Annotated in this window: 18 protein-coding genes; 17 read left to right on the top strand and 1 reads right to left on the bottom strand. The window is 66.5% G+C overall.

All coding sequences use genetic code 11. From position 1 onward, the window contains the following. The 17 genes from VGN46_RS13090 to VGN46_RS13010 all read left to right on the top strand — a co-directional run. Positions 1–2,041 (top strand): YadA family autotransporter adhesin (locus tag VGN46_RS13090; protein ID WP_331644148.1); only part of this gene is annotated, 2,041 nt, incomplete at its 5' end. 224 nt (positions 2,042–2,265) lie between these two features. Beyond that, positions 2,266–3,963 (top strand): type II secretion system ATPase GspE, encoded by a 1,698-nt coding sequence (gene gspE / locus VGN46_RS13085; RefSeq protein ID WP_331644151.1) that lies wholly within the window; start codon positions 2,266–2,268, stop codon positions 3,961–3,963. 2 nt (positions 3,964–3,965) lie between these two features. Next, positions 3,966–5,183: a type II secretion system inner membrane protein GspF gene (gspF, locus tag VGN46_RS13080; RefSeq protein ID WP_331644147.1), complete on the top strand. Its 1,218-nt coding sequence runs from the start codon at positions 3,966–3,968 to the stop codon at positions 5,181–5,183. Between the two features lie 27 nt (positions 5,184–5,210). Continuing rightward, the gene (gene gspG, locus VGN46_RS13075; protein WP_331644146.1) at positions 5,211–5,636 is read left to right on the top strand and encodes a type II secretion system major pseudopilin GspG; all 426 of its coding nucleotides are present in this window, start codon (positions 5,211–5,213) and stop codon (positions 5,634–5,636) included. Between the two features lie 20 nt (positions 5,637–5,656). Beyond that, positions 5,657–6,097 carry a GspH/FimT family pseudopilin gene (locus VGN46_RS13070; RefSeq protein WP_331644145.1) on the top strand — a complete coding sequence of 147 codons (441 nt, stop codon included), beginning with the start codon at positions 5,657–5,659 and terminating at the stop codon, positions 6,095–6,097. Between the two features lie 11 nt (positions 6,098–6,108). After that, positions 6,109–6,522, top strand: coding sequence for a prepilin-type N-terminal cleavage/methylation domain-containing protein (locus VGN46_RS13065; protein ID WP_331644144.1), 414 nt, complete (start codon positions 6,109–6,111; stop codon positions 6,520–6,522). Next, the gene (locus tag VGN46_RS13060; protein ID WP_331644143.1) at positions 6,519–7,184 is read left to right on the top strand and encodes a prepilin-type N-terminal cleavage/methylation domain-containing protein; all 666 of its coding nucleotides are present in this window, start codon (positions 6,519–6,521) and stop codon (positions 7,182–7,184) included. Before VGN46_RS13065 ends, VGN46_RS13060 begins: the two co-directional genes overlap by 4 nt. Next, the gene (locus VGN46_RS13055) at positions 7,181–8,038 is read left to right on the top strand and encodes a type II secretion system protein GspK (protein ID WP_331644142.1); all 858 of its coding nucleotides are present in this window, start codon (positions 7,181–7,183) and stop codon (positions 8,036–8,038) included. Before VGN46_RS13060 ends, VGN46_RS13055 begins: the two co-directional genes overlap by 4 nt. Then, positions 8,035–9,219: a PilN domain-containing protein gene (locus tag VGN46_RS13050; RefSeq protein ID WP_331644141.1), complete on the top strand. Its 1,185-nt coding sequence runs from the start codon at positions 8,035–8,037 to the stop codon at positions 9,217–9,219. The genes VGN46_RS13055 and VGN46_RS13050 overlap by 4 nt, the downstream gene beginning before the upstream one ends. After that, positions 9,216–9,833 carry a type II secretion system protein GspM gene (gene gspM / locus VGN46_RS13045; protein WP_331644140.1) on the top strand — a complete coding sequence of 206 codons (618 nt, stop codon included), beginning with the start codon at positions 9,216–9,218 and terminating at the stop codon, positions 9,831–9,833. Before VGN46_RS13050 ends, gspM begins: the two co-directional genes overlap by 4 nt. Then, positions 9,830–10,609 carry a hypothetical protein gene (locus VGN46_RS13040; protein WP_331644139.1) on the top strand — a complete coding sequence of 260 codons (780 nt, stop codon included), beginning with the start codon at positions 9,830–9,832 and terminating at the stop codon, positions 10,607–10,609. Before gspM ends, VGN46_RS13040 begins: the two co-directional genes overlap by 4 nt. A gap of 42 nt (positions 10,610–10,651) precedes the next feature. Beyond that, on the top strand, positions 10,652–12,802 hold the full coding sequence (gspD, locus tag VGN46_RS13035; protein ID WP_331644138.1) for a type II secretion system secretin GspD: 2,151 nt from the start codon (positions 10,652–10,654) through the stop codon (positions 12,800–12,802). Between the two features lie 123 nt (positions 12,803–12,925). Then, positions 12,926–15,436: an ATP-dependent helicase HrpB gene (hrpB, locus tag VGN46_RS13030; RefSeq protein ID WP_331644137.1), complete on the top strand. Its 2,511-nt coding sequence runs from the start codon at positions 12,926–12,928 to the stop codon at positions 15,434–15,436. 155 nt (positions 15,437–15,591) lie between these two features. After that, complete coding sequence (locus VGN46_RS13025; protein WP_331644136.1) at positions 15,592–16,764, top strand: hypothetical protein; 1,173 nt, start codon at positions 15,592–15,594, stop codon at positions 16,762–16,764. Next, positions 16,761–17,561, top strand: coding sequence for a deaminase domain-containing protein (locus VGN46_RS13020; protein WP_331644135.1), 801 nt, complete (start codon positions 16,761–16,763; stop codon positions 17,559–17,561). The genes VGN46_RS13025 and VGN46_RS13020 overlap by 4 nt, the downstream gene beginning before the upstream one ends. Next, entirely contained in the window at positions 17,558–18,778 is a 1,221-nt protein-coding gene (locus VGN46_RS13015) for a hypothetical protein (protein ID WP_331644134.1), read from the top strand. Before VGN46_RS13020 ends, VGN46_RS13015 begins: the two co-directional genes overlap by 4 nt. Further along, positions 18,775–19,656, top strand: a complete 882-nt coding sequence (locus tag VGN46_RS13010) for a hypothetical protein (RefSeq protein ID WP_331644133.1) — start codon at positions 18,775–18,777, stop codon at positions 19,654–19,656. The genes VGN46_RS13015 and VGN46_RS13010 overlap by 4 nt, the downstream gene beginning before the upstream one ends. 69 nt (positions 19,657–19,725) lie before the next feature. On the opposite strand, the gene VGN46_RS13005 is transcribed toward VGN46_RS13010, so the two are convergent. Further along, positions 19,726–20,709, bottom strand: a complete 984-nt coding sequence (locus VGN46_RS13005; RefSeq protein WP_331644132.1) for a hypothetical protein — start codon at positions 20,707–20,709, stop codon at positions 19,726–19,728. Between the last annotated feature and the right edge of the window lie 38 nt (positions 20,710–20,747).

The raw sequence follows: 20,747 nt of genomic DNA, 5'->3' as shown, positions 1-20,747 counted from the left end.
GGCGGTGGGCACGAACAGCTGGGTGCTGGGCGATAGCGGCACCGCGCTCGGTGCGGGTGCGCAGGCGATCGGCGACAACACCGTCGCGCTGGGGGCTAATTCTTACGCCGATCGTGACAACACGGTGTCGGTGGGAGACGTGGGCTCGGAGCGGCAGATCACCAACGTCGCAGCGGGTACGCAAGGCACTGATGCAGTGAACAAGAACCAGCTTGATGCGGTGGCCGGCAGCGTTAGTGACGCCAGCCACTTCTTCAAGGCGACCGGTACGGGTGACGGTACCGACGACGCCACGGCGGCGGGGCAATTCGCCACGGCGGCGGGATCCGGCGCCTTCGCAGGTGGTACAGGTGACAGCGCCTACGGGAGCGGGTCGTTCGCCAACGGCGGCAATGCAACGGCCGTGGGTAACGCGTCGTCCGCGACCGGTGCGGCAAGCACCGCCCTGGGTGCACAGTCCGATGCGAACGCCGCGAACAGCGTGGCGCTTGGTGCCGGCTCGGTGGCGCAGCGCGATAACACGGTCTCTGTCGGCGCGGCCGGTGCGGAGCGCCAGGTGACGAATGTGGCAGCCGCTACGCAAGCGACCGATGCGGTGAACAAGGGCCAGCTCGATACCCTGGCGGACAGCGTGAGCAGCGCGGCGCACTACGTGGCGGCCGATGGCTCGAAGGATGGCTCGGACGATGCCGCCGCCAGCGGTGCGTATGCCACCGCCGTGGGTGCCGGCAGCAGCGCCTCGGGCGATCTCTCCACGGCGATCGGTGCGTTCGCCACGGCCAGCAAGGAGTCCGGGACGGCGATCGGCGCGTCAGCGAACGCGGCGGGCATCGGCTCTACCGCGATCGGTGACAGCGCCCGCGCCACGGCGAAAAACTCCGTGGCATTGGGTAGCGGTTCGGTGGCGACCCGTGCAAACACCGTCTCGGTAGGTACGGCGGGAAGCAACCGCCAGATCACCAACGTGGCGGCAGGTACCCAGGGCACGGATGCGGTGAATCTCACCCAGTTGAATAGCGCGCTGAGCAGTGCATTCGCCGGTACCAGCAATGCCGCGGGCAACGCGGTGGCCATGGCACTCGGTGGCGGCGCGACCATGGGGGCCACCGGCTTCGTCGGCCCGGTCTACCGCGTGCAGGGGGGCTCATACAGCACGGTTGGCGATGCGGTCGGTGCGCTGGATGGTGCGCTTACCTCGCTAAACAGTCGTGTCGGCCAGCTCGAATCCGGGTCGGGTTCGACGAGTTCGCCGGGGACCGCTCCCGCCCGCGCTCGGGTGAATGCCGCCATGGCGCCAGCCACCGTCGCTCCGGCGGTCGCGGCTGCACCTGCGGCGGTCACGCCGGCCGCGCAGGCGATCGTGGAAGGTACGGGCGATGGCACGGCGATCGGCACGGGCAGTTATGCGAAGGACACGACTGACCTCGCGATTGGCAACAACGCCTCGGTGGGCGCGGATAACAGCACCGCTGTAGGTACGGGCGCCACGGTAACGGCGGCCGCCACCAATAGTGTGGCGCTCGGTGCCAACTCGGTGGCCGATCAGCCGAACACCGTTTCGGTGGGTGCAGCGGGTGCGGAGCGCCGCGTCACCAACGTCGCGGCCGGCACGGCGCCCACCGATGCCGCCAATGTCGGCCAGGTGGACCAGGCGCTGACGACGGCCAAGTCCTACGCCGACCAGGGTGATGCGAGCACCCTGACCCAGGCCAAGGCCTACACCGACCAGAAGTTCGGTGACATTGTCAGTGGTGGTGCCTTCGACGAGTACAAGCGCGAGGTCGATCACCGCTTCGACAACCTCAACGACCGCCTGAACAAGGTGGGTGCGATGGGGGCTGCCATGTCGCAGATGGCCTTCAGCGCCCAGGGTGTTAGCGGTGACAACCGCCTTGGCGTAGGCGTGGGTGGCTACAAGGGGCAGGGTGCCCTGTCGGTAGGTTACTCACGGTCCCTGACGCCGCATGCCAGCCTGACCTTCGGCGCCGCGGTCAGTGGCGGTGAGAGTTCGGGGGGTGTCGGTGTAGGCATCGGCTGGTAATTAGCCTAGGCGATCCCCTACACGGGCTCGGTAAACCCCTGCAAGGCCGGCGGCAACGCCGGCCTTTGCTTTGTTGCAGCGCGTCGCAAGATGCACGCGGCGTGGTCGCCCCGGAAGCATGGTCTGTGCTACCAATAGCGGCCCATGGCCCCAGGAACGGGGGCATCGATACCGCAACGAACGGAGCGTAAGAAAGCATGTCTGCGACGACCGAGCATAGGGACATGCTGACCGGTGAACCCGGCGAAGCCCAGGTCTGCGCGCACCTTGTTGCGCATGGCCGCCTGAAGGACACCGACCTCGCCCGGGCCCGGCGCCTGCACGACGAGACGCCGGAAGGCACCCTCACGGCACTGATGGCCCGCCTTGGCCTGGTGTCCGAGCGTGATCTCGCGGATGCATGGGCCGCCCTGCTGGGGTTACCGTTGCTGGCCGCCAAGGATGCGCCCGAGATGCCGCCGGCCGATGTGGAACTCTCTACCCGGTTCCTCAAGCAGTATCACGTGGTCCCTGTGCGCGAAGGCGACGACGGGCTGGCCCTGCTCGTGGCGGACCCCGCCGACCCGTACCCGCTGCAGGCGGTGCATCTCGCCACCGGGCGCAATGTGCAACTGCGTGTGGGTCTCCGCTCCGAGATCGACGACCTGATCGAGCGTTATTACGGTCAGGGCCGTTCCGCGATGGGCAGCATCGTCGAGAGCCTGGACGGCAGCGCGGCCGTCGAGGACGATGTCGAGCATCTGCGCGACCTGGCCTCCGAGGCGCCGGTTATCCGCCTGGTCAACCTCATCCTGCAGCGAGCGGTGGAACAGCGCGCATCCGACGTGCACATCGAGCCTTTTGAGAACCGCCTGAAGGTGCGTTACCGCATCGATGGTGTCCTGCATGAAGTCGAGGCACCACCCTCGAGCTCGACCGCGGCGGTCATCTCGCGCATCAAGATCATGGCCCGGCTGAACATCGCGGAGCGCCGCCTGCCGCAGGATGGCCGCATCCAGCTGCGCGTGCAGGGCAAGGAGCTCGACCTGCGCGTCTCCACGGTACCGACCAGCTTTGGCGAGTCGGTGGTCATGCGTATCCTCGATCGTGAATCGGTCGTGTTCGATTTCGAATCGCTGGGCTTTACCGACAGCTTCCGCGACAGCTTTGTGGAAGTGCTCGACCGCCCGCACGGGATCCTGCTGGTCACCGGCCCCACCGGCTCGGGCAAGACCACCACGCTCTATACCGCGCTCTCGCAGATCAATACGCCTGACGTGAAGATCATCACCGTCGAGGACCCGGTCGAATACCAGATCGAGGGCATCAACCAGATCCAGGTCAAGCCACAGATTGGCCTCGATTTCACGGGCGCGTTGCGCTCCATCGTCCGCCAGGATCCGGACGTGATCATGATCGGCGAAATGCGCGACCTGGAAACCTGCCGCATCGCGATCCAGTCCGCGCTCACCGGCCATCTCGTGCTTTCGACGCTGCATACGAACAGCGCGGCGGGCGGCATTACCCGCCTGCTCGACATGGGCGTGGAGGATTACCTGCTCGGGTCCACGGTGAACGGCATCCTCGCACAGCGCCTGGTGCGCCGCCTGGACCCGGCGACGGCAGAGTCGTACGAAGCGCTGCCCGAGGTCATCGAGCAGTTCCAGCTCGACAAGTACACCGACGAGCGCCCCATTCGGCTGTGGAAACCCGGCTCGAGCACCGCGAACCCCACCGGATATCGCGGGCGTCGCGCGATCATGGAGTTCCTGGTCATGAGTGATCCCATCCGCCGCCTGGTGATGCAGCGTGCCGACGCGGGCGAGATTGAGCGCCAGGCGCGCGCCGAGGGCATGCGCACCATGTATGAGGATGGTCTGGCCAAGGCGGTCGCGGGTATTACCACCATCGAGGAAGTCCTGCGCGTCACGCAGGAAAGCTGACCATGGGCCAGTTTCGTTATCGGGCGATCAGTGCGGCAGGCGAGGTATTGGCCGGGCGAATGGAGGCTACCTCCGTCGAAGACGTCGTCGCGCGCCTGCAAGACCAGGGGCATGTCCCGCTGGAAGCCACGCCCGCCGAGGGTGAAGCATCGGGTGCCGGCCTGTCCGCGTTGTTCCGCAAGGGCCCGTTCACGGGCGACCAGCTGGCCCAGTTCACCCACCAGCTGGCGACCTTGCTTGGCGCAGGCCAGCCGCTGGATCGGGCGCTGGGCATCCTGCTCGACCTGCCCGAGGGCGAGCGCGCAAAGAACATGGTGGAACGCATCCGCGACCGGGTGCGCGGCGGCACCACGCTTTCGACCGCGCTTGATGAAGAGAACGGCGTATTCCCCCGCCTTTATATCAGCCTCGTCCGCGCGGGCGAGGCGGGCGGTTCGCTGGACGAAACCCTGCGCCGGCTAGCCGACTATCTTGAGCGCGCACAGGCGCTGCGCGGCAGCATCATCAATGCGCTGATCTACCCTGCCTTCCTCATGGTCGGTGTACTCGGCTCGTTGGTCCTCCTGCTCGCGTACGTCGTGCCGCAGTTCGTGCCGATCTTTGCAGACATGCAGGTGCCGATCCCGCTCATCACCCAGATCGTCCTTGCCATGGGCACGGTGATTGGTGACTGGTGGTGGGCGATGCTCCTCGTCGTCGTCATCGGTGGGTTGCTGTTGCAGGTTCGCTTGCGCGATCCCGATGCGAAACTTCGTTTCCACGCCCGTCTGCTCACCATGCGCGTAGCAGGCCCGTTGCTGCTTAAGGTCGAGACCGCCCGCATCGCCCGTACCCTGGGCACCCTGCTGAAGAATGGCGTGCCTCTGCTTGGCGCCCTTTCCATCGCCCGCCAGGTCACTGGCAACCGCGCACTGGATGTTGCGCTTGAACAGGCCTCCGAGCGTGTAAAAGGGGGAACGGGACTGGGTAGCGCGTTGTCACAGACAGAGCGGTTCCCGCGCCTGGCCCTGCAGATGATCCAGGTGGGCGAGGAAGCCGGTGCGCTCGACAGCATGCTGTTGAAGGTGGCGGATACGTTCGACGTGGAAGCCAAGCGTGCCATCGATCGCCTGCTGGCGGCGCTGGTGCCCGCGCTGACCATCGTCATGACCGTCATGGTGGCCTTTATCATGGCGGCGATCCTTCTGCCACTGCTCAGCCTTACCAGCAACATCAACTGACCCATGCGTTCCACAGGAGTTTTGCCCATGCGCTCGTTCCGTCCCTTGCGACACAGCCACGCCCGCGGCTTCACGCTGCTGGAAATGCTTGCGGTGATCGTGCTGATCGGCATCATCGGCGCCATCGTCGTGACCCAGGTCGGCAAGAACGTCGACAAGGGCAAGTACGGTGCGGGCAAGGCCCAGCTCACCACGCTGACCCAGAAGATCGACAACTATTCGCTGGACAACGGCGCGCCGCCGGCATCGCTCGATGGCCTGGTCACCAAGCCGGCCGATGCGCAGAACTGGCAGGGTCCGTATGCCAAGCCGTCCGATCTGAAGGATCCCTGGGGGCATGCATTCGGCTACCGCTTCCCGGGCGAGCATGGCCAGTACGACCTGGTGTTCTACGGCCAGGATGGCAAGGCTGGCGGCGAAGGCTATTCGGCCGACGTCGGCAACTGGCAGTAAGGCAGGACGGGATCACGGCCATGCGTGTGCGCGGCTTCACGCTGTTTGAAATGTTGGCCGTGATCCTTCTCATCGGTCTGGCCGCGGCGGCGGTGTCCATCCCCGTGACGCAAGGCCTGGCCAGCGCACGCGTCAACGCGGCCAGTGGCGAACTGGCGGCCGCGTTACGCTACACCCGCACCCAGGCCATCGTGAAAGGCGAGAGCCAGGCGCTCGAGGTCAATGTCGCAGCAGCGACCTACCGCCCGCCAGGCAAGAGCGACGTGCACCTGCCGCGCGATATGCGCGTGGCCATCACCAGCGCCCGCGAAGACCAGGCCAACGCCAGCACGGGTCGGATCCGGTTTTTTCCCGACGGCAGTTCGACCGGCGGTCGCATTACCCTGAAGCGCGGCCAGCGCGAATGGCATGTCAATGTCGGCTGGCTTACCGGTGCCGTTAGTGTCGTGGTGCCCAAGTGAGATCGGATGGCATGCAGGCGCGCCGCAACGTGGGTGGTTTCAGCTTGCTTGAGATCATCGCGGCGATCGCCGTACTGGCTATCGCGTTCGCCGCGCTGATGCAGGTGGCGGGCAGCGCGATGAGCCTGACTGCCCGCGCCAACGAACGGACCCAGGCCGCGCTGCGTGCGCGCAGCCTGCTCGATAGTGCGTTCATCATGGATCCGGTACAGGAAGGTAGCAGCGACGGCCGTTTCGACGATACCTACCGTTGGCAGCTCAACGTCTCACCGTTCAACGCGGGTGATGCGCCGCCCGATAGCGGCAATGCAGGCGCCCGCATGTACCGCCTCGACCTGGATGTTTTCTGGGGTGATCGCGATCATGAGCGCCGCGCGCACTTCGCCACCTTGCGTCTCGCCGGTACCCAGGGTGGTAATCAGTGACCCGGGTCCGTGGCTTCAGCCTGATGGAGGTACTGGCGGCGCTGGCGCTGCTTTCCATCGTGCTGCTGGGGGTTTACTCAGGCATCAGCACCGCCAGCCGCATCGTGCGCAGTGGTGATCGCGCTATCGAGCGCATGGACGAAGTGCGCTCGGCACAGGCCTACCTGCGCAGCGAGCTCGCGCAGGCTTTGGTCATGCCGTTCGACGAAACCGATATCGGTGATCCGGTGGTGTTCCAGGGCACGGCCGATAAACTCACGTTTGTCGCGCCGATGCCCGGCTACCTTTCGCGCCTCGGTCCGCAAATGCAGACGGTGGCGCTCGTGGCCGATGGCCACGATGGCTACCGCCTTGAGGTCAGCCTGTTCCTGCTACCCCCGGATGGCAGTGAGCCGAAGGCGCTGGGTGAGTCCCAGGTTTTGATACGCGGGGTGCGCAAGGGCGCTTTCAGCTACCGCGGCGTCGATGACCAGAACAAACCGACGGATTGGCAGGCGACCTGGCCGGATGCCCGGCGCACGCCTTCGCTCGTTCGCATCGCACTCGATATCGATGGTACGACCGTGTTTCCAGCCCTGGTGGCACCCCTGCGCATCGATCCATCCGCATCGCGTAACGGGTTCTCGCTGAGGCGCGGCGTACCTGGGCAGGGGGTGCGATGAGAACGCGTCCAGGCCAACGGGGTGTCGCCCTGCTTATCGTGTTATGGGGCTGCACGTTGCTGGCGATCATGCTGGGTGGCTTCGCCGCGCTGGCGCGCACCGAAGGATTGCAGGCGCGCTATCAGTTCGCGCAGACGCGTGCGCACTATGCCGCGGAGGCGGGCATCATGCGTGCTATCGATGGCCTGCAGACGCCCGACCCACAGGCGCGCTGGATCGCCGATGGACGCATGTACACCTTTGCATTTGACGACGCGCACGTGAACATCACCATCGTGGATGAGGATGGCAAGGTGGATCTCAATGCCGCATCAGCCGATGTGCTCACCGGCCTGTTCAAGGCCGCCGGGGCCGATGACGATCGCGCCCTGAAGCTTTCCGCCGCGGTACAGGACTGGCGGCGACCTGGTGATGCGGCATTGCCGAACGGCGCCAAGCGCCCGCAGTACGAAGCCGCGGGCCTCGATTACGGCCCGCGCAATGGTCCTTTCGCGACAGTTGAAGAAGCACGGATGGTTCTAGGCATGGATGAGAAGGTGTGGGCTGCCATCGCGCCGGCGGTAACGATATGGTCGGGGCGCGAACGGCCCAATACGGAGCATGCGCAACCGCTCGCGCTCGCGGCTATTCCCGGGTTGGGTAGCGCGGGCGCCGAGGCGATCCTTGCGGCCCGCTCCCAGGCCGGCGGTGCGGCGATCGCCGGGGGCAACGGAGTCACTCATACGATCCACGCTGAGGCCATCCTTGACGACGGGACAAGGAGTTCCCTGACATCAACGATCAGACTTCGTGGGATAAGATCCGGCAACCAGCCCTACGCGATCCTGCGTTGGCGCGAAGGAGACACTGAATGACCGCCCTGCAGGATGCTTCCCAGCTCCAGCTCGATCGTTTGCGCCGCGCATGGCGTGGCAGCGCGTTACCGGGCTTCCTGCGCTGGTGGGGTGGCGAACTCGCTGGGCTGGTGCCCCCGCGCTGGCGTTACGCCTTCGCCGGCGGGCACGAGTGGTACATCGTGGAGCGGAGCGAGCAGGCCTGGGTCCTGCGCCGCGCGGGTGAGTCCATCGCGCTGGCCAGCGCCGACGACGCGGATACCATCGAACATCGCGCCAGTGAACTGCGCCGGGCCCTCGCGGTATCCGATCCCGCAGATCGCTACGTCGCGCTCGCGCTTCCTGCCGCCCAGGTGCTTCGGCGGCGCCTCGTCATGCCGCTCGCCGCGCGCGACAACCTGCGTCAGGTGGCGGGTTTCGACCTGGACCGGCAGACGCCGTTCCGCGCCGCCGATATCCACTATGGTGTGCGCGACCTCGGCGAAGCCGCCGGCGAAGGCCGCTTCGCCGCCGAGCTTTCCGCGACACCGCGCGCGACGCTCGACCCTTTGCTAGATGAGCTGGCCGGTCTCGGCATCACGCCGGACCGTGTCGACGTCGCGCAAGGCACGGCGCTCGCGGGGCTTGACCTGTTGCCGCCCCAACGCGCACCGCGTCGGGTCGATCGCCGGCGACGCCTCAATCTCGCCCTTGCCGCCGGCATCGTCGTGCTCGCGCTCGTGACCATGGCGAGCTGGCTGCACAATCGCGAGGCCGCGCTCGATGCCATGCGCAGCGAAGTGGATTCCATGCAGGCGGATGCGAACCGCGTACGAGCGTTGCGCCAGCGGCTGACGGAAAGCGCCGGCGCCTCCGGCTTCCTTGCCAAACGCAAGGTCGAATCGCCAGGCATCCTTCCGGTGCTGCAGGAGCTGACCGCGCGGCTGCCGGACGACACCTGGCTCGAGCGCTTCACACTCAATGCCAGCGGCCAGATCGGCTTCCAGGGCCAGAGCCCGCAGGCGGCGAAGCTTATCGACGCGCTGAAGGGTGCGAAGACGATTGGCGAGCCCAGCTTCCAGGGCACGATCCAGACGGACCCCACCTCAGGCAAGGAGCGCTTCTACATGCAGGCCAAGGCATTGACGCCCAAACCCGTCGCCACGCCGAAGGCGTCGGCACCCGCGAGCGGCGGCACCGCCGCGAAGGCAGCGGCACCATGATCGCGCTGGGCAAGATGAAACCCGCCGAGTCACGCGCCGCGGCGATCCTGTTACTGGCGATCGTGCTGGTCGTTGGCTACTTCCTCTTCGTGCACTGGTGGTTCGTTGCGCCCCAGCTGGCCATGGCCGATGAGATGGATGACCTGCGCGATACACAACAACGCTACGCCGCCGCCATCGCGGAGCGGCCGCAACTTGAAAAGCGTCTCGCGGCGCTCGAGCAGGGCCAGACCCGCAGCGACGCCTTCCTCTCCGGCGACGACACCAACGCCGCAGCGGCGGGCCTCATGCAGCGCATCGTGGATGTCGCCGCCGCGCACAAGGAAGACGGTGCATGCGACGTGGTCCAGAAAATGCCGGTGCCCAGCCAGGAGAAGGCCGGTGACCCGTACCGCAAGGTCACGGTGAACATCAGCCTCCGTTGCCAGGTGCAACCCATGGCTGCGGTGTTGCACGACATCGAAGAGGAGGCGCCTTACCTCTTCATCGAAGACTTCAGCATCTATCGCAATCCGGTGGCGGCACGCAACGGTGGCAATGCGCCGCTGGAAGTGCAATTCACCGTGTCGGGTTACATCCACGCGGCCGCTCCCGCGGCAAAGGCGGCCACATGAACGCCGCCGGCCAGCGCCGCCTGACACCCATCCTCGTGGGCATCGCCATGGCTCTAGCGGGGACGACGGCCGCTTTTGCATTCGGCATCGGCCGTGGCGTCCACTGGGACGAACCGGCGGCCGCGGAGCCGCTGCCGCCGATGCGGGCTGCCGCCATGCCCACGCCGAGCCCGCTCGCGCAGTTTGCCGAGGTGTGGCAGCGCCCGCTTTTCATGGCCGACCGCAAGCCGGTGGTCGATGCGAGCGGTGAAGACGAAAGCAGCAACATCGGTGATCTCGAACTCACCGGCATCATCATGACGGCCGACCTGCACATGGCCTTGTTGCGCGACAAGGGCAAGAACACGACGGTGCGGGTAAAGGAAGGGGCGTCGCTCGAGGGGCACTGGACACTCGCCTCGCTCACACCGCGTACCGCGGTGTTCGATAACGCGGGGCAGCGCCGCGAACTCGCGCTGAAGGTCGCCGCACCCGAGCCGCTTGCCGGCCAGAAGCCCGGCATGCCCGCGCAGCCAGGGCAGCCAGGGCAGCAGCCGCCACGTCCACCGCAGGCTTCGGCTGACGATGGCGTGCGCGTCATCCAGCCGCAGGGCGGTGGCATGACCGGCCCCGCGTTGCCGCACCCGCCTGCCACAAACGGTGGTGAGCGCAATGCGCCGCCACGTCAGGATGATGCCGACCTGCAGCGCGCGCGCATCGAGGCACTGAAACAGGCGGTGCAGAAGCGCCGGCTCGAACAGCAACAGCAGCAGCAACGACAACAGGATTCGCGATAACCGGCGTAGACGCGCCCCACCTCACGGAAAGAGGACACCACCATGCAACGATTGACCCTGGGCATGGCCATCATGATGGCCATGGCGACGACCGGCTGCACGTCGAATCCGTCACGTCTCGCCGGAAACCTCGAGCGAGAGGCGCTCGAGGACCTGGCCCGCCCCGTGCCCGACGCCACGCCGCTGGCCGCGGCCGTGGATGCCGACCCGCCACGCAAGGTGGCTTCGTCCATCTCGCGCGGCAGCGGCCAGTTCGTGACACCGCAGGCGTTGAAAAGGCCGCGCCCCGATGTGAAAGGCAACGGCACGATCACGTTCAACTTTGAAGACCAGCCGGTCGAAGCCGTCGTCCGCGCGATCCTCGGTGACGTGCTCGATGCGAACTACGCCATCACGCCAGGCGTCCAGGGCACCATCTCCTTCTCAACCGCCAGGCCCGTGGCGCGAGAGCAAGCCTTGCCGATCCTTGAAACGCTCCTGTCCTGGACGGGCAACGCGCTGGTCCAGCGGGGAGACCGCTACGATGTAGTGCCGCGCCGCCAGGCGGTCGCGGGCATTCTGGCACCGCGCCTCGCTGCCGCGGCCCCCCGCGACGGCCACGCAGCGCGCCTGTTCCCGCTGCGCTATGTGTCCGCGAACGAGATGGAGAAGCTGGTCACGCCGTTCGCCGCCCACGATGCCCTGTTGCTGGTGGACCCCATCCGTAACCTGCTGGTCATGGCCGGTACGCCCGATGAGCTGGATAACTACGCGGCCAGCATCGAAACCTTTGACGTGGATTGGGTCGGTGGCATGTCGGTCGGTGTGTTTCCACTGGAACATGCGACCACGAAGGAACTGCTGCCCGGACTGGAATCGGTCTTCGGCGCGAAGGGCAAGTCGCCGGCCGCCGGCCTCGTCCGCTTCCTTCCCGTGGAGCGGAGCAATGCCATCGTCGTGATCGCGACGCAGTCGGCGTTCCTCGAACACGTGGGGGAGTGGATCGAGCGGATCGATGTAGGCGGTGGCAACGAGCCGCGCCTGTACGTGTATGACGTGCGCAACCTGCCTGCCAGTGATGTCGCCCGGCACATCGGCCAGATCTATGGGGGTTACCAGGCATCGGCGACCGATCGCGGCGGTAGCCTCGGCCCCGGCCTGTCGGGCACGACGCTCGATGGTGGCAGTGAAGGTTTCGACGACATGGGCGACGAGCGCTCGCAAGGTCTGGTCGAGGGCGATACGTCGTTCTACCAGCCGCCTGAAGCGTACGGCGGGCAGGGTGGTGCACAGGATGGGTTGCGTATCACGGCTGTCGACGCGAACAACCAGGTCCTGGTGCATGCTCGACCGTCACAGTGGGCGACCATCCGCGATGCGATCTCGCGGCTGGACGCATTGCCGCTGCAGGTGCAGATCGAAACGCGAATCCTCGAAGTGTCCCTGCAGGATAATTTCCGCTTTGGCGTGCAGTGGTACCTCGAAGGCCTGGCGGGCAGTGGCGGCAGCGGCACACCTTCGCAGCCAGGCAACAAGCAGGCGTGGGGCATAGGTCGGCATCCGCCAGCCCGCGGTGGCGCCGATACGTTTTTCTATTCATTCGTAAACAAGGATATCCAGGCTGTCGTACGGGCCATGGAAGAGGATACGCATGCGCGTACGCTCTCCGCGCCGTCGCTGGTCGTGGTCAACAACCGTCGTGCAACCATCCTGGTGGGTGACGAAGTACCGGTGACGCAGACGTACGTGAACACCCAGCTGGGTGGCAGCAACGAGGTAGGGCAGGTGACGTACAAGAAGACGGGCGTCATCCTCAACGTGCGTCCGCGCGTCAATCCCGGTGGTCTGGTGTACCTCGAGGTGGCGCAGGAGGTAAGCAAGGTAGGCGAAGCAGCCAATGCATCCGGTAACGCGCCGATCGAGAAGCGTAAGCTGACCACCGAAGTCGCCGTGCAGAGCGGGCAGACCGTGCTGCTGGGCGGCTTGATCCGCGAAATGGGCGCGCATGGCCGTAGCGGCGTTCCCGGCCTCTCACGCATTCCCGTGCTGGGACGCCTGTTCGGCAACCGCTGGGATAACAACCAGCGCACGGAGACCATCGTGCTGATCACGCCCCGCGTCATCGCGAATGCGGAGGATGCCCGCCGTGTCGCCGACGACTACCGCCAGCGCTTCCGTTCACTGAGCCCCTTCGCCAAGCCCGACGAGGGCTGAACGCCTCCCCTGTAGGAGCGCGCTTGCGCGCGATGGGTGCTCGCGGCAAGCTCCATCGCGCGCAAGCGCGCTCCTACAGGTATACGGGCAGGCTGGATCGGGGTTGCGTACCATACGCGGTGCATGAGCCCCACATTCCCCATCACACCGTTGCTTCCGGATATCGTCGCTTCGCTGGCGGAGCGACCGCGCCTGGTGCTCGAAGCGCCACCCGGTGCAGGCAAGACCACGCAGGTGCCGCTGGCGCTGCTGGATGCCCCGTGGCTCGCCGGCCAGCGCATCCTGATGCTGGAGCCGCGCCGTATCGCCGCCCGCGCAGCCGCCAGCTTCATGGCGAGCCAGTTGGGCGAGGATGTCGGCGGCACGGTAGGCTACCGGATCCGTTTCGAATCCCGCGTGGGCCCGCGCACGCGCATCGAAGTGCTGACCGAAGGCATTCTCGGACGGATGATCCAGGACGACCCGCTGCTCGAGGGCGTGGGCGCCATTCTTTTCGATGAGTTCCACGAGCGTCATCTTGCCGGCGACCTGGGCGCGGCGCTTGCGCTCGATGTGCATGCCAGCCTCCGCCCCGACCTGCGGTTGCTGGTGATGTCCGCGACGCTCGACGGCGAGCGCATCGCGCGCTGGCTGGACGCGCCACGCATCACCAGCCCCGGCCGAAGCTACCCGGTGGACGTGCAGTATCCGCCCGCGCGCCCGCAGGAGACCGTGGAGCAGCACCTCGCGCGGACCGTGCAGCTTGCATTGCGCGAGAACGACGGTGATGTGCTTGCCTTCCTTCCGGGCCGCCGCGAGATCGAGCGCGCGCGAGGCATGCTGGAACGCCTGGATGGTGACGTTGAAGTGGTCGCCCTGCACGGCGAACTCTCGCTGGCGGAGCAGCAGTTAGCCCTCGCGCCGGCGGAACCCGGCACCCGTCGCGTCGTGCTGGCGACGAACGTGGCCGAGTCGAGCGTGACCTTGCCGGGCATTCGCGCGGTCGTGGACAGCGGCCTCGCACGTGAGCCGCGTTTCGATCCACCGTCGGGCTTCACCCGGCTGGAGACGGTCACCATTGCGCAGGCGTCGGCCGATCAGCGCGCGGGCCGCGCGGGTCGTGTCGCCGCGGGCCGCGCGTATCGGCTGTGGCCACAAAGTCGCCGTCTGGAACCTTCGCGCACGGCGGAAATCGAGCAGGCGGAACTCTCGGGCCTTGCGTTGGAACTCGCCGGATGGGGCAGCGCGATGTTGCCCTGGCTTGATCCGCCGCCCGCGGGTGCCATCGGCCAGGCGCGTGACCTGCTGCGCCGGCTGGGTGCGCTGGATGACGACGCCAACCTCACCACGCTCGGCCGCGAGATGCTCGCACTTGGCGCTCCACCCCGATTGGGTGCCGCTGCGATGCGCGCGCATACCACGCAGCGTCCGCTGGTCGCTGACCTGCTTGCGCTGGCCGAAGCGCGTTCGCCGCTGCGTGGTGAAGCGGCACGCAACGACGACTTCCGCCAGCGCGTGTATGCGCTACATCTCTGGCGCGATGGCGGCGCACGCGGAGCGCGTATCGGCTCGGCTGATGTCGGTGCGCTGGCCGCCATCGACAAAGCGGCCTCAGGGTGGCGCCGCCGGCTGGAAGCGCGGAGCGCCGCGAGCGGTGTGCCCGATGCGCATGCCGTAGGTGACCTTCTGGCTCATGCCTTTCCCGATCGCGTGGCGAAACGCGATGACACGCAACCCACGCGCTACCAGTTGGCCAGCGGCCGTGGTGCTCGGCTACATGAAAACAGCGCGCTGCACGGCGAACCCTGGCTTGTCGTCGTCGACCTGCGGTTGGAGGCGCGCGATAGCCTGATCTTCGCCGCTGCGCCGCTTGATCCCGACGTGCTCGAGCGCGAGCACGGCGAGCGGTTCAGGACCGAACGCGTGCTGCGCTGGGACGAGGATCGCCAGATCGCCGAGGCGTTCGAGGAACGGCGCTTCGATGCGTTGGTGATCTCACGCAAGGCGGTACCGGTCGATGGCACGGATGCGCTTCCCGTACTGCTTGCCGCAATTCGCGCGCGCGGTGTCGATGCCTTGCCGTGGACAGAGCATGCTCGGCGACTACGTGCCCGCATCGCCGCCTTGCGGGCATGGCGCCCTGAGCTCGGCCTGCCCGAGGTGAGTGACGACGCGCTCGTGCGTACGCTGGCAGACTGGCTTGGGCCGTACCTCTCCGGTAAGCGTAGGCTCGACGCTATACAGGCGTCGGATTTGTCCGACGCGTTGTCGGCGATGCTTGACTATGACCAGCGGCGCGCGCTGGACGCGCATGCACCGGAAGAACTGGTCGTTCCCAGCGGCATGAGCCGTCGCCTGGAGTACGGCGCACGGGATGACGAGCCTGGGGCTGCGCCCGTCCTCGCGGTGAAATTGCAGGAGCTGTTCGGCCTGGCGGATACCCCGCGTGTAGGTGACGGCCGCGTTCCGGTGATGTTGCACCTGCTTTCGCCCGCGGGGCGCCCGATCCAGGTCACCCAGGATCTGTCGGGCTTCTGGGATCGCACGTACCCCGAGGTGAAGAAGGAACTGAAGGGTCGCTATCCTCGGCATCCCTGGCCTGACGATCCCTGGACGGCCGTGGCGACGCATCGAGCGAAGCCACGCGGTACCTGATCGCAACGTTGCGTCTATAGGCGCGCACTTACACCGACCACCGAGATCGCTTACGACGCGACGGGCATCCTTCCGGTATCCGTCAGTCGCCGCCTCCTTTCAAATGTGCGAACCGCCGGCATCCGCCCGCGGCTTCGCACCGAAAAGGAGATCCCATGCGAACCCTCTGCCTGGGCGCGGCTACCGCGCTCACCCTCATCACCGCGCTACCGTGCGCGGCCATCGTCAACAGCCGGGTCTGCCCTCCAGCGGGCGACATCATCTCGGCCTGGGTCGGCCACCGCCTGGCAAGCCCGCCGGCGGATGACAACCTCGTCGCGGACGCGAGCATCACGCTCGACATGGTCAATGCGCCGCTGTCCATCTACACGGGCATTCGTGCGGTGCCGTTCGGTTTCCGCGGCACCGTGTGGAACCGTGTGTTCGCCACGCTGACCGATCGCGGCATACCGCTCAGCCGTGGCACGGCCACCGAAGCGCTAGCCTGGGACCTCGGGATGACCAGCGGTTATCCGGGGGTCGACGATGCGGACTACCCCGCGCCCGACCTGGGCGCACGCTGGGCCGGCACGCAACTGGCCAAAGCCGCAGTGTCGGAGGACATCGCGCGCAGGGCGCTTGCCCTGGCCGGCCAGGGTTCGTTCGCGGTGGCCGCGAGCTACGCGGTGGCCGCGCAGATCCTCGCCGACAAGCTGGCCTGCTTCGACCAGGCCCAGTGGGCCTCGCTGGGACTGCGTGCGGACGTGCTGCAACGCTTCATGCTCGCGCGCTCGGAAGCTGACCTGCGCGACTACGACCTGGTCTACCTCGTGCGCCTCCTGCAGGCGGAGCTCTCAACGTTCCATGCCGGCGAGATGACCTCGGCCGGTCGCCGGGAGATCCCGACGGCGCTGCGCGTGGCACGCGTCGCGGCGACCTATCGCGACATGCAGGGCTATGTGGAAGATCCCTGCACTGACCGTGGCCGCGAGCGCGCGGGGGTGGCCGCCATCGCACCCACGGAGAATACCCGTCACATGTGCCTTGTGGCAGCCACGGATCGCACCATCCTGACCTGGTATCAGATGAATCTCGCCTCGCAGGTCGATCCCGCGCACTCCAACTTCGTCGTCGCGCCCGCCATCCGCATGGCGCGCACCCTGAGCCCCATGCGGCCCATGTGGCTCGGTGCCTTCGACAAGGCCCTGCAGGTATACGGTTCGCACGTCGAGATCGTGGAGTCGCTGGTCGCCGACCAGCTCGCCGACGATGAACCCTCGCGCCGCAACGCGGATCGCTATGCACAGCGCCGCCTCATGTTCCTCTGCGACAAGGAGCTCGGCTCATGAAGCGACGTTATCTTCTCGCCGCGGCGCTGTCGTTCATCGTCGCCCAGCCAAGCCACGCCGCCGAATGGCACACCCGCGCCTTCGCTACCGATCCAAAAAACCTGGTCATGACGCCATTGCTGGATGCCTTCCGCTTCCACGCGGAGGCAGCTTCCGCCTGGTATCTCGATGAGCTCAACGGCGACCTGGTTTCGCGCACGAAGTTCGAGCGATTCGGCCGCGCGGTCTCATCCGCCACCTACGGCGCATTTGAGTACACGTACATGAAGGATGGTGTGCGCCACACGCGCGTGTATTACGCGATGTCCGGCCCGGACAATCCTTTCACCGCGCTCGGCCCTGCCGGGAGGCCCATGGCGGACTTCATCGCCCAGGACAGCACGCGCATCCACGCCTATCTCCGCAGCAGCGATCGCAGCAGCCTGGTCGCCACCGAGGTCGAAGGTGACCAGCCGGGTGGCCAGCACCAGCGCGATGCCGAGCTGAAAGCCCTGCGCACGATCGAGCGTGACATGCAGGCAGGTGTCGTCACCTCGGGCGGCGCGCTGCATGCTTTCATCAGCCAGCCCATGTGCGATTCGTGCGAGCACGTGATGCACCAGTTCTCGGCGCAATACAATGTCGACATCAACGTCGATTACCTCGAAGGCGAACTCAGCGAAGCCTACCGGCGGTTCCGCATCCTCGCGAACCGTTTCATGGACACGGTGCTCGTGCATATCCGCCACCCCGAGGGCCCGGGGCATCCCACGCCGCCGCCGAGTGCCGGCACCTGCGCGAGGATCTACGCCCAATGAAGATTCACCGGACATACCCGACGCTTGCCATGGCTCTTCTCGTCGCCATGGCAGCACCCGCACATACGGATGACGGTCGCGCCTTTCCACCGCCGGAGCTCGGCGACACCTATCTGCTGTGGACGCTGGAACGCCTGCGCGGCATGGAAAGCGAGGCCGATTTCCACTCGGATGATTTCCTTCGGGCGACCTATCTCAATCGCGCGCCGGACATCTATTCCACGCTGGCATCGCCCTTTTATCTCGTTCCCAGCGAGCGCGACGAGGCAGCGTGGCTACGCGTGCTCGGCCGGCTCCACAGCAACAGCGATGCCGCACTCCCTGGGGATCAGGCGCTGCACCGCCAGATGGCGTGGGATCTTGGCATGACCGCTGCCATCCCCGGCTTGCAGGTCCTCACCGATCCCGCTACCTCCACCGCGGGGAACATGATCCCGGTGGGAGCCGCTAGCCTGGCCAAGGCGGGTGTTTCGCGCGCCAACTGGACGCGCGCTGTGAATTTCGCCGATCCGGGTGGCCGGCTGATTACCCTGGGCAGCGAACTGGCGGTCAGTCTCCAGATCCTTGAAGGCTGGGTTGCGAATACGGAAGCCACGAAGGCTCGCCGCCTCGGGATCGATGCGAACGTCCTCGTGCGGTTCGATCGCGCCAGGGGCCTACGCGACATGCCCGACAGCGACCTCGCTTACCTTGCCGCGCTGTTGCGCTCGGAGCTTTCGACATGGCGTGCGGGACGTGCGGCCCTCGACGGTCACCGCGAGTTGCCGACACCGCTTCGCGTGGCCCGCGCCACCATGGTCCATGGGAGCCAGTACGCGGACAACGATGGTTTCCGGTCATGCAACGATGACGGCACACGCGTACCGGCCGTGGCGGGTCGTGTACCTGAGGACCTGAGCCTGCCGATATGCCCGGCCGAAGCCACGGACCGCGCCGTGTACCGCAGGTATCGAGCACTACGCAGGATGGAACTGAACCGGCCATCCAGCGATTTCGTCGACCCCACGCAGGCGGCGCGCCTCGTCCGCCACTTCGGTGACATGCGTCCCGCCTGGGCATCGATCTACCGCGACGAGGTATTGAGCTACTCGAACCACGCGGAAGTGGTTGAGTCGCAGATGGCCGCGGAAAGCGATCCGGGAACCGTGAACGACATCAATACCTGGCGCCTGACCGAACGCGTCAACCTCTTGATCTGCCGGAGTGCTGCCCGATGACGTTCACCCGACAGACCTGCGTCGCCGTGGCGGTGGCCATGGCCCTGGCTTCGATGGGCGCGCACGCGCGTCCCGTCAGCAAGTTCGCGATCGAAGCGGGCGATACGGACGGGACGGTCAATGCCCGGGTGTGGGCATCGTTTATGGCCCATGCGTATCCGGCCGCCCGCTGGTATCGCCACGCGCTTCAGGGCGCGCATGTGAACACGGACGAATTCTCGAGCTTTCGCAGGCGGCTCGAAACCGCGACGTTTGTCAGTTTCACGTACTACTACCAGCACGATGGCGTGGAGCATCAGCGCGTCTACCATGCGATGTCAGGTCGCAGCGATTTCCAACGGGATGCGTTCATCCCACGTCGTGGGGCCGATAGCCTTCCGTACGGCGCGTTCATGACCTACACGCCAGAGGAGGTCGTAGCGTGGGATGACGACGCGTTGTTCGGATCCGACGTCACCCATTCGCCCGTCCCGCGGGATCGCCACCCCGACGCGCGTCGTCGCGATGCCGAACTGAAGATCGCCAGGAAGATCGAGCTGGACATCGCGACGGATACAGTCACGCCGGGCGGAGCACTTTACGGCTTCAGCAGCCAGGTACCGTGCCCATCATGCGATGCCGCGCTCGAAGTCCTGTCCGACACCCAGGGAATCGACGTGACCGTAACCTATCTGGGGCCCGGCTCGCCTTCGTACACCCGCTTCCAGCGCCAGCGCCACCAGTATGTAAACGGCGTGCACGTGGCGGTGAACGGTGGCCAGATGAATGTGCTCCGCCAGGAGCAGGCAGGCAGTGCCGGCAGGCCCGTCGCGGAGCGGGTGGATTGCGTCGAGGACGAGCACCTGCCCACGCCGCCGCATCCCGCACCGAAGGAGTGATTGAGCCGCCCGGATATTGGCGGGACGACCCAGCCTGGCGTACGTGCGCCGGGCTGGGTCTGCATCGCATCAACAATCTGGCCCGGGCATGGCTGGGTCGGTGCCCGGCTCGGTGCCAAGTGCCGACCCGGCCGCCGCACGCGCTGGCGGCGGCCCCAGCCGGAACGAACGTCGTTGCCAGCGCGCCCCCCGCGACGCGCGCTCGTGCGCCAGCGGCCCAAGGCCCTCGCGAACCTGCGCATCGCGCGCGCCGGCGAGTACATCGAACGCGACCATCGGGCGCCCGCTGGCGACATCGACCAGCCGCGGACCTTTCATGCGCGCGCGGCCCGATGCGAGCAACCCATCCTTTACCCTAACCGGCACGGTCGGTGACATGCCGCTCAGCGTGATATCCAGGTCGTAGGTATCGGCGAAGGCCTTGATAGATTCGCGGCATGTGGCGCAAGGCGCTCCGCTCATCAGTCCACGCACGGTGCCGCCGCGGGGCATGCGTCCATCGAGGATATCTTCTTCGATCGCTCGCAGCGCTTTCTGCTCGGCATCGAACGCGTGGTAGCGTCCCTGGTGCCAGTATGGCTTGAGTACCGACCGGCCAGCCGGGCGGAAGGACGCGCGTATGTCGGTCTGGTCGAACCCTGAATACGCGGTTTCATCCCGCGCCTCCATCGCCGCGACGTCCTCATCGGTCATGCGCCCGAAGGTGGCCACGGCCGGGTCGTCTGAATCACTCCAGCCGGGAGACGACGGTGACTCTGGCGAACCGGGCGTCTCTCCCTCGAAGGCATTGCGCGCCACGTCACCCAGTGGCTGCCCTCCCAGGGCATGGTAGACGCGAATCGCGACCGCCCCACCTGTGCTGTATTCATACTCCAGGCGCGCAAGCGTCGCCGTACGGAGGTGGGATTCGACGTCCTCCCACCTTCGCACCGAAAGTGTGCCTGGATAACGCTCGGCCACGATATGACGCATGGCATCGACGTGGCGCTGGCTGCTCGCCTCGAGCAGCGCGGTGGCACAGCCTTCATCGATATCGAGGTAGTCCGTTCTCACGCTGCCGGCCCGCGCGGTTGAGCAGGCGAGGAGCGCGA

This window comes from Luteibacter sp. (genome assembly GCF_036500425.1).
Classification (GTDB): Bacteria; Pseudomonadota; Gammaproteobacteria; order Xanthomonadales; family Rhodanobacteraceae; genus Luteibacter.
This window is presented reverse-complemented; position numbering and strand designations above follow the sequence as displayed.

Coding starts and splice junctions, on each gene's coding strand:
- gspE (WP_331644151.1), top strand. CDS start 2,266: ATGCTGACCGGTGAACCCGGCGAAGCCCAGGTCTGCGCGCACCTTGTT.
- gspF (WP_331644147.1), top strand. CDS start 3,966: ATGGGCCAGTTTCGTTATCGGGCGATCAGTGCGGCAGGCGAGGTATTG.
- gspG (WP_331644146.1), top strand. CDS start 5,211: ATGCGCTCGTTCCGTCCCTTGCGACACAGCCACGCCCGCGGCTTCACG.
- VGN46_RS13070 (WP_331644145.1), top strand. CDS start 5,657: ATGCGTGTGCGCGGCTTCACGCTGTTTGAAATGTTGGCCGTGATCCTT.
- VGN46_RS13065 (WP_331644144.1), top strand. CDS start 6,109: ATGCAGGCGCGCCGCAACGTGGGTGGTTTCAGCTTGCTTGAGATCATC.
- VGN46_RS13055 (WP_331644142.1), top strand. CDS start 7,181: ATGAGAACGCGTCCAGGCCAACGGGGTGTCGCCCTGCTTATCGTGTTA.
- VGN46_RS13050 (WP_331644141.1), top strand. CDS start 8,035: ATGACCGCCCTGCAGGATGCTTCCCAGCTCCAGCTCGATCGTTTGCGC.
- gspM (WP_331644140.1), top strand. CDS start 9,216: ATGATCGCGCTGGGCAAGATGAAACCCGCCGAGTCACGCGCCGCGGCG.
- VGN46_RS13040 (WP_331644139.1), top strand. CDS start 9,830: ATGAACGCCGCCGGCCAGCGCCGCCTGACACCCATCCTCGTGGGCATC.
- gspD (WP_331644138.1), top strand. CDS start 10,652: ATGCAACGATTGACCCTGGGCATGGCCATCATGATGGCCATGGCGACG.
- hrpB (WP_331644137.1), top strand. CDS start 12,926: ATGAGCCCCACATTCCCCATCACACCGTTGCTTCCGGATATCGTCGCT.
- VGN46_RS13025 (WP_331644136.1), top strand. CDS start 15,592: ATGCGAACCCTCTGCCTGGGCGCGGCTACCGCGCTCACCCTCATCACC.
- VGN46_RS13020 (WP_331644135.1), top strand. CDS start 16,761: ATGAAGCGACGTTATCTTCTCGCCGCGGCGCTGTCGTTCATCGTCGCC.
- VGN46_RS13015 (WP_331644134.1), top strand. CDS start 17,558: ATGAAGATTCACCGGACATACCCGACGCTTGCCATGGCTCTTCTCGTC.
- VGN46_RS13010 (WP_331644133.1), top strand. CDS start 18,775: ATGACGTTCACCCGACAGACCTGCGTCGCCGTGGCGGTGGCCATGGCC.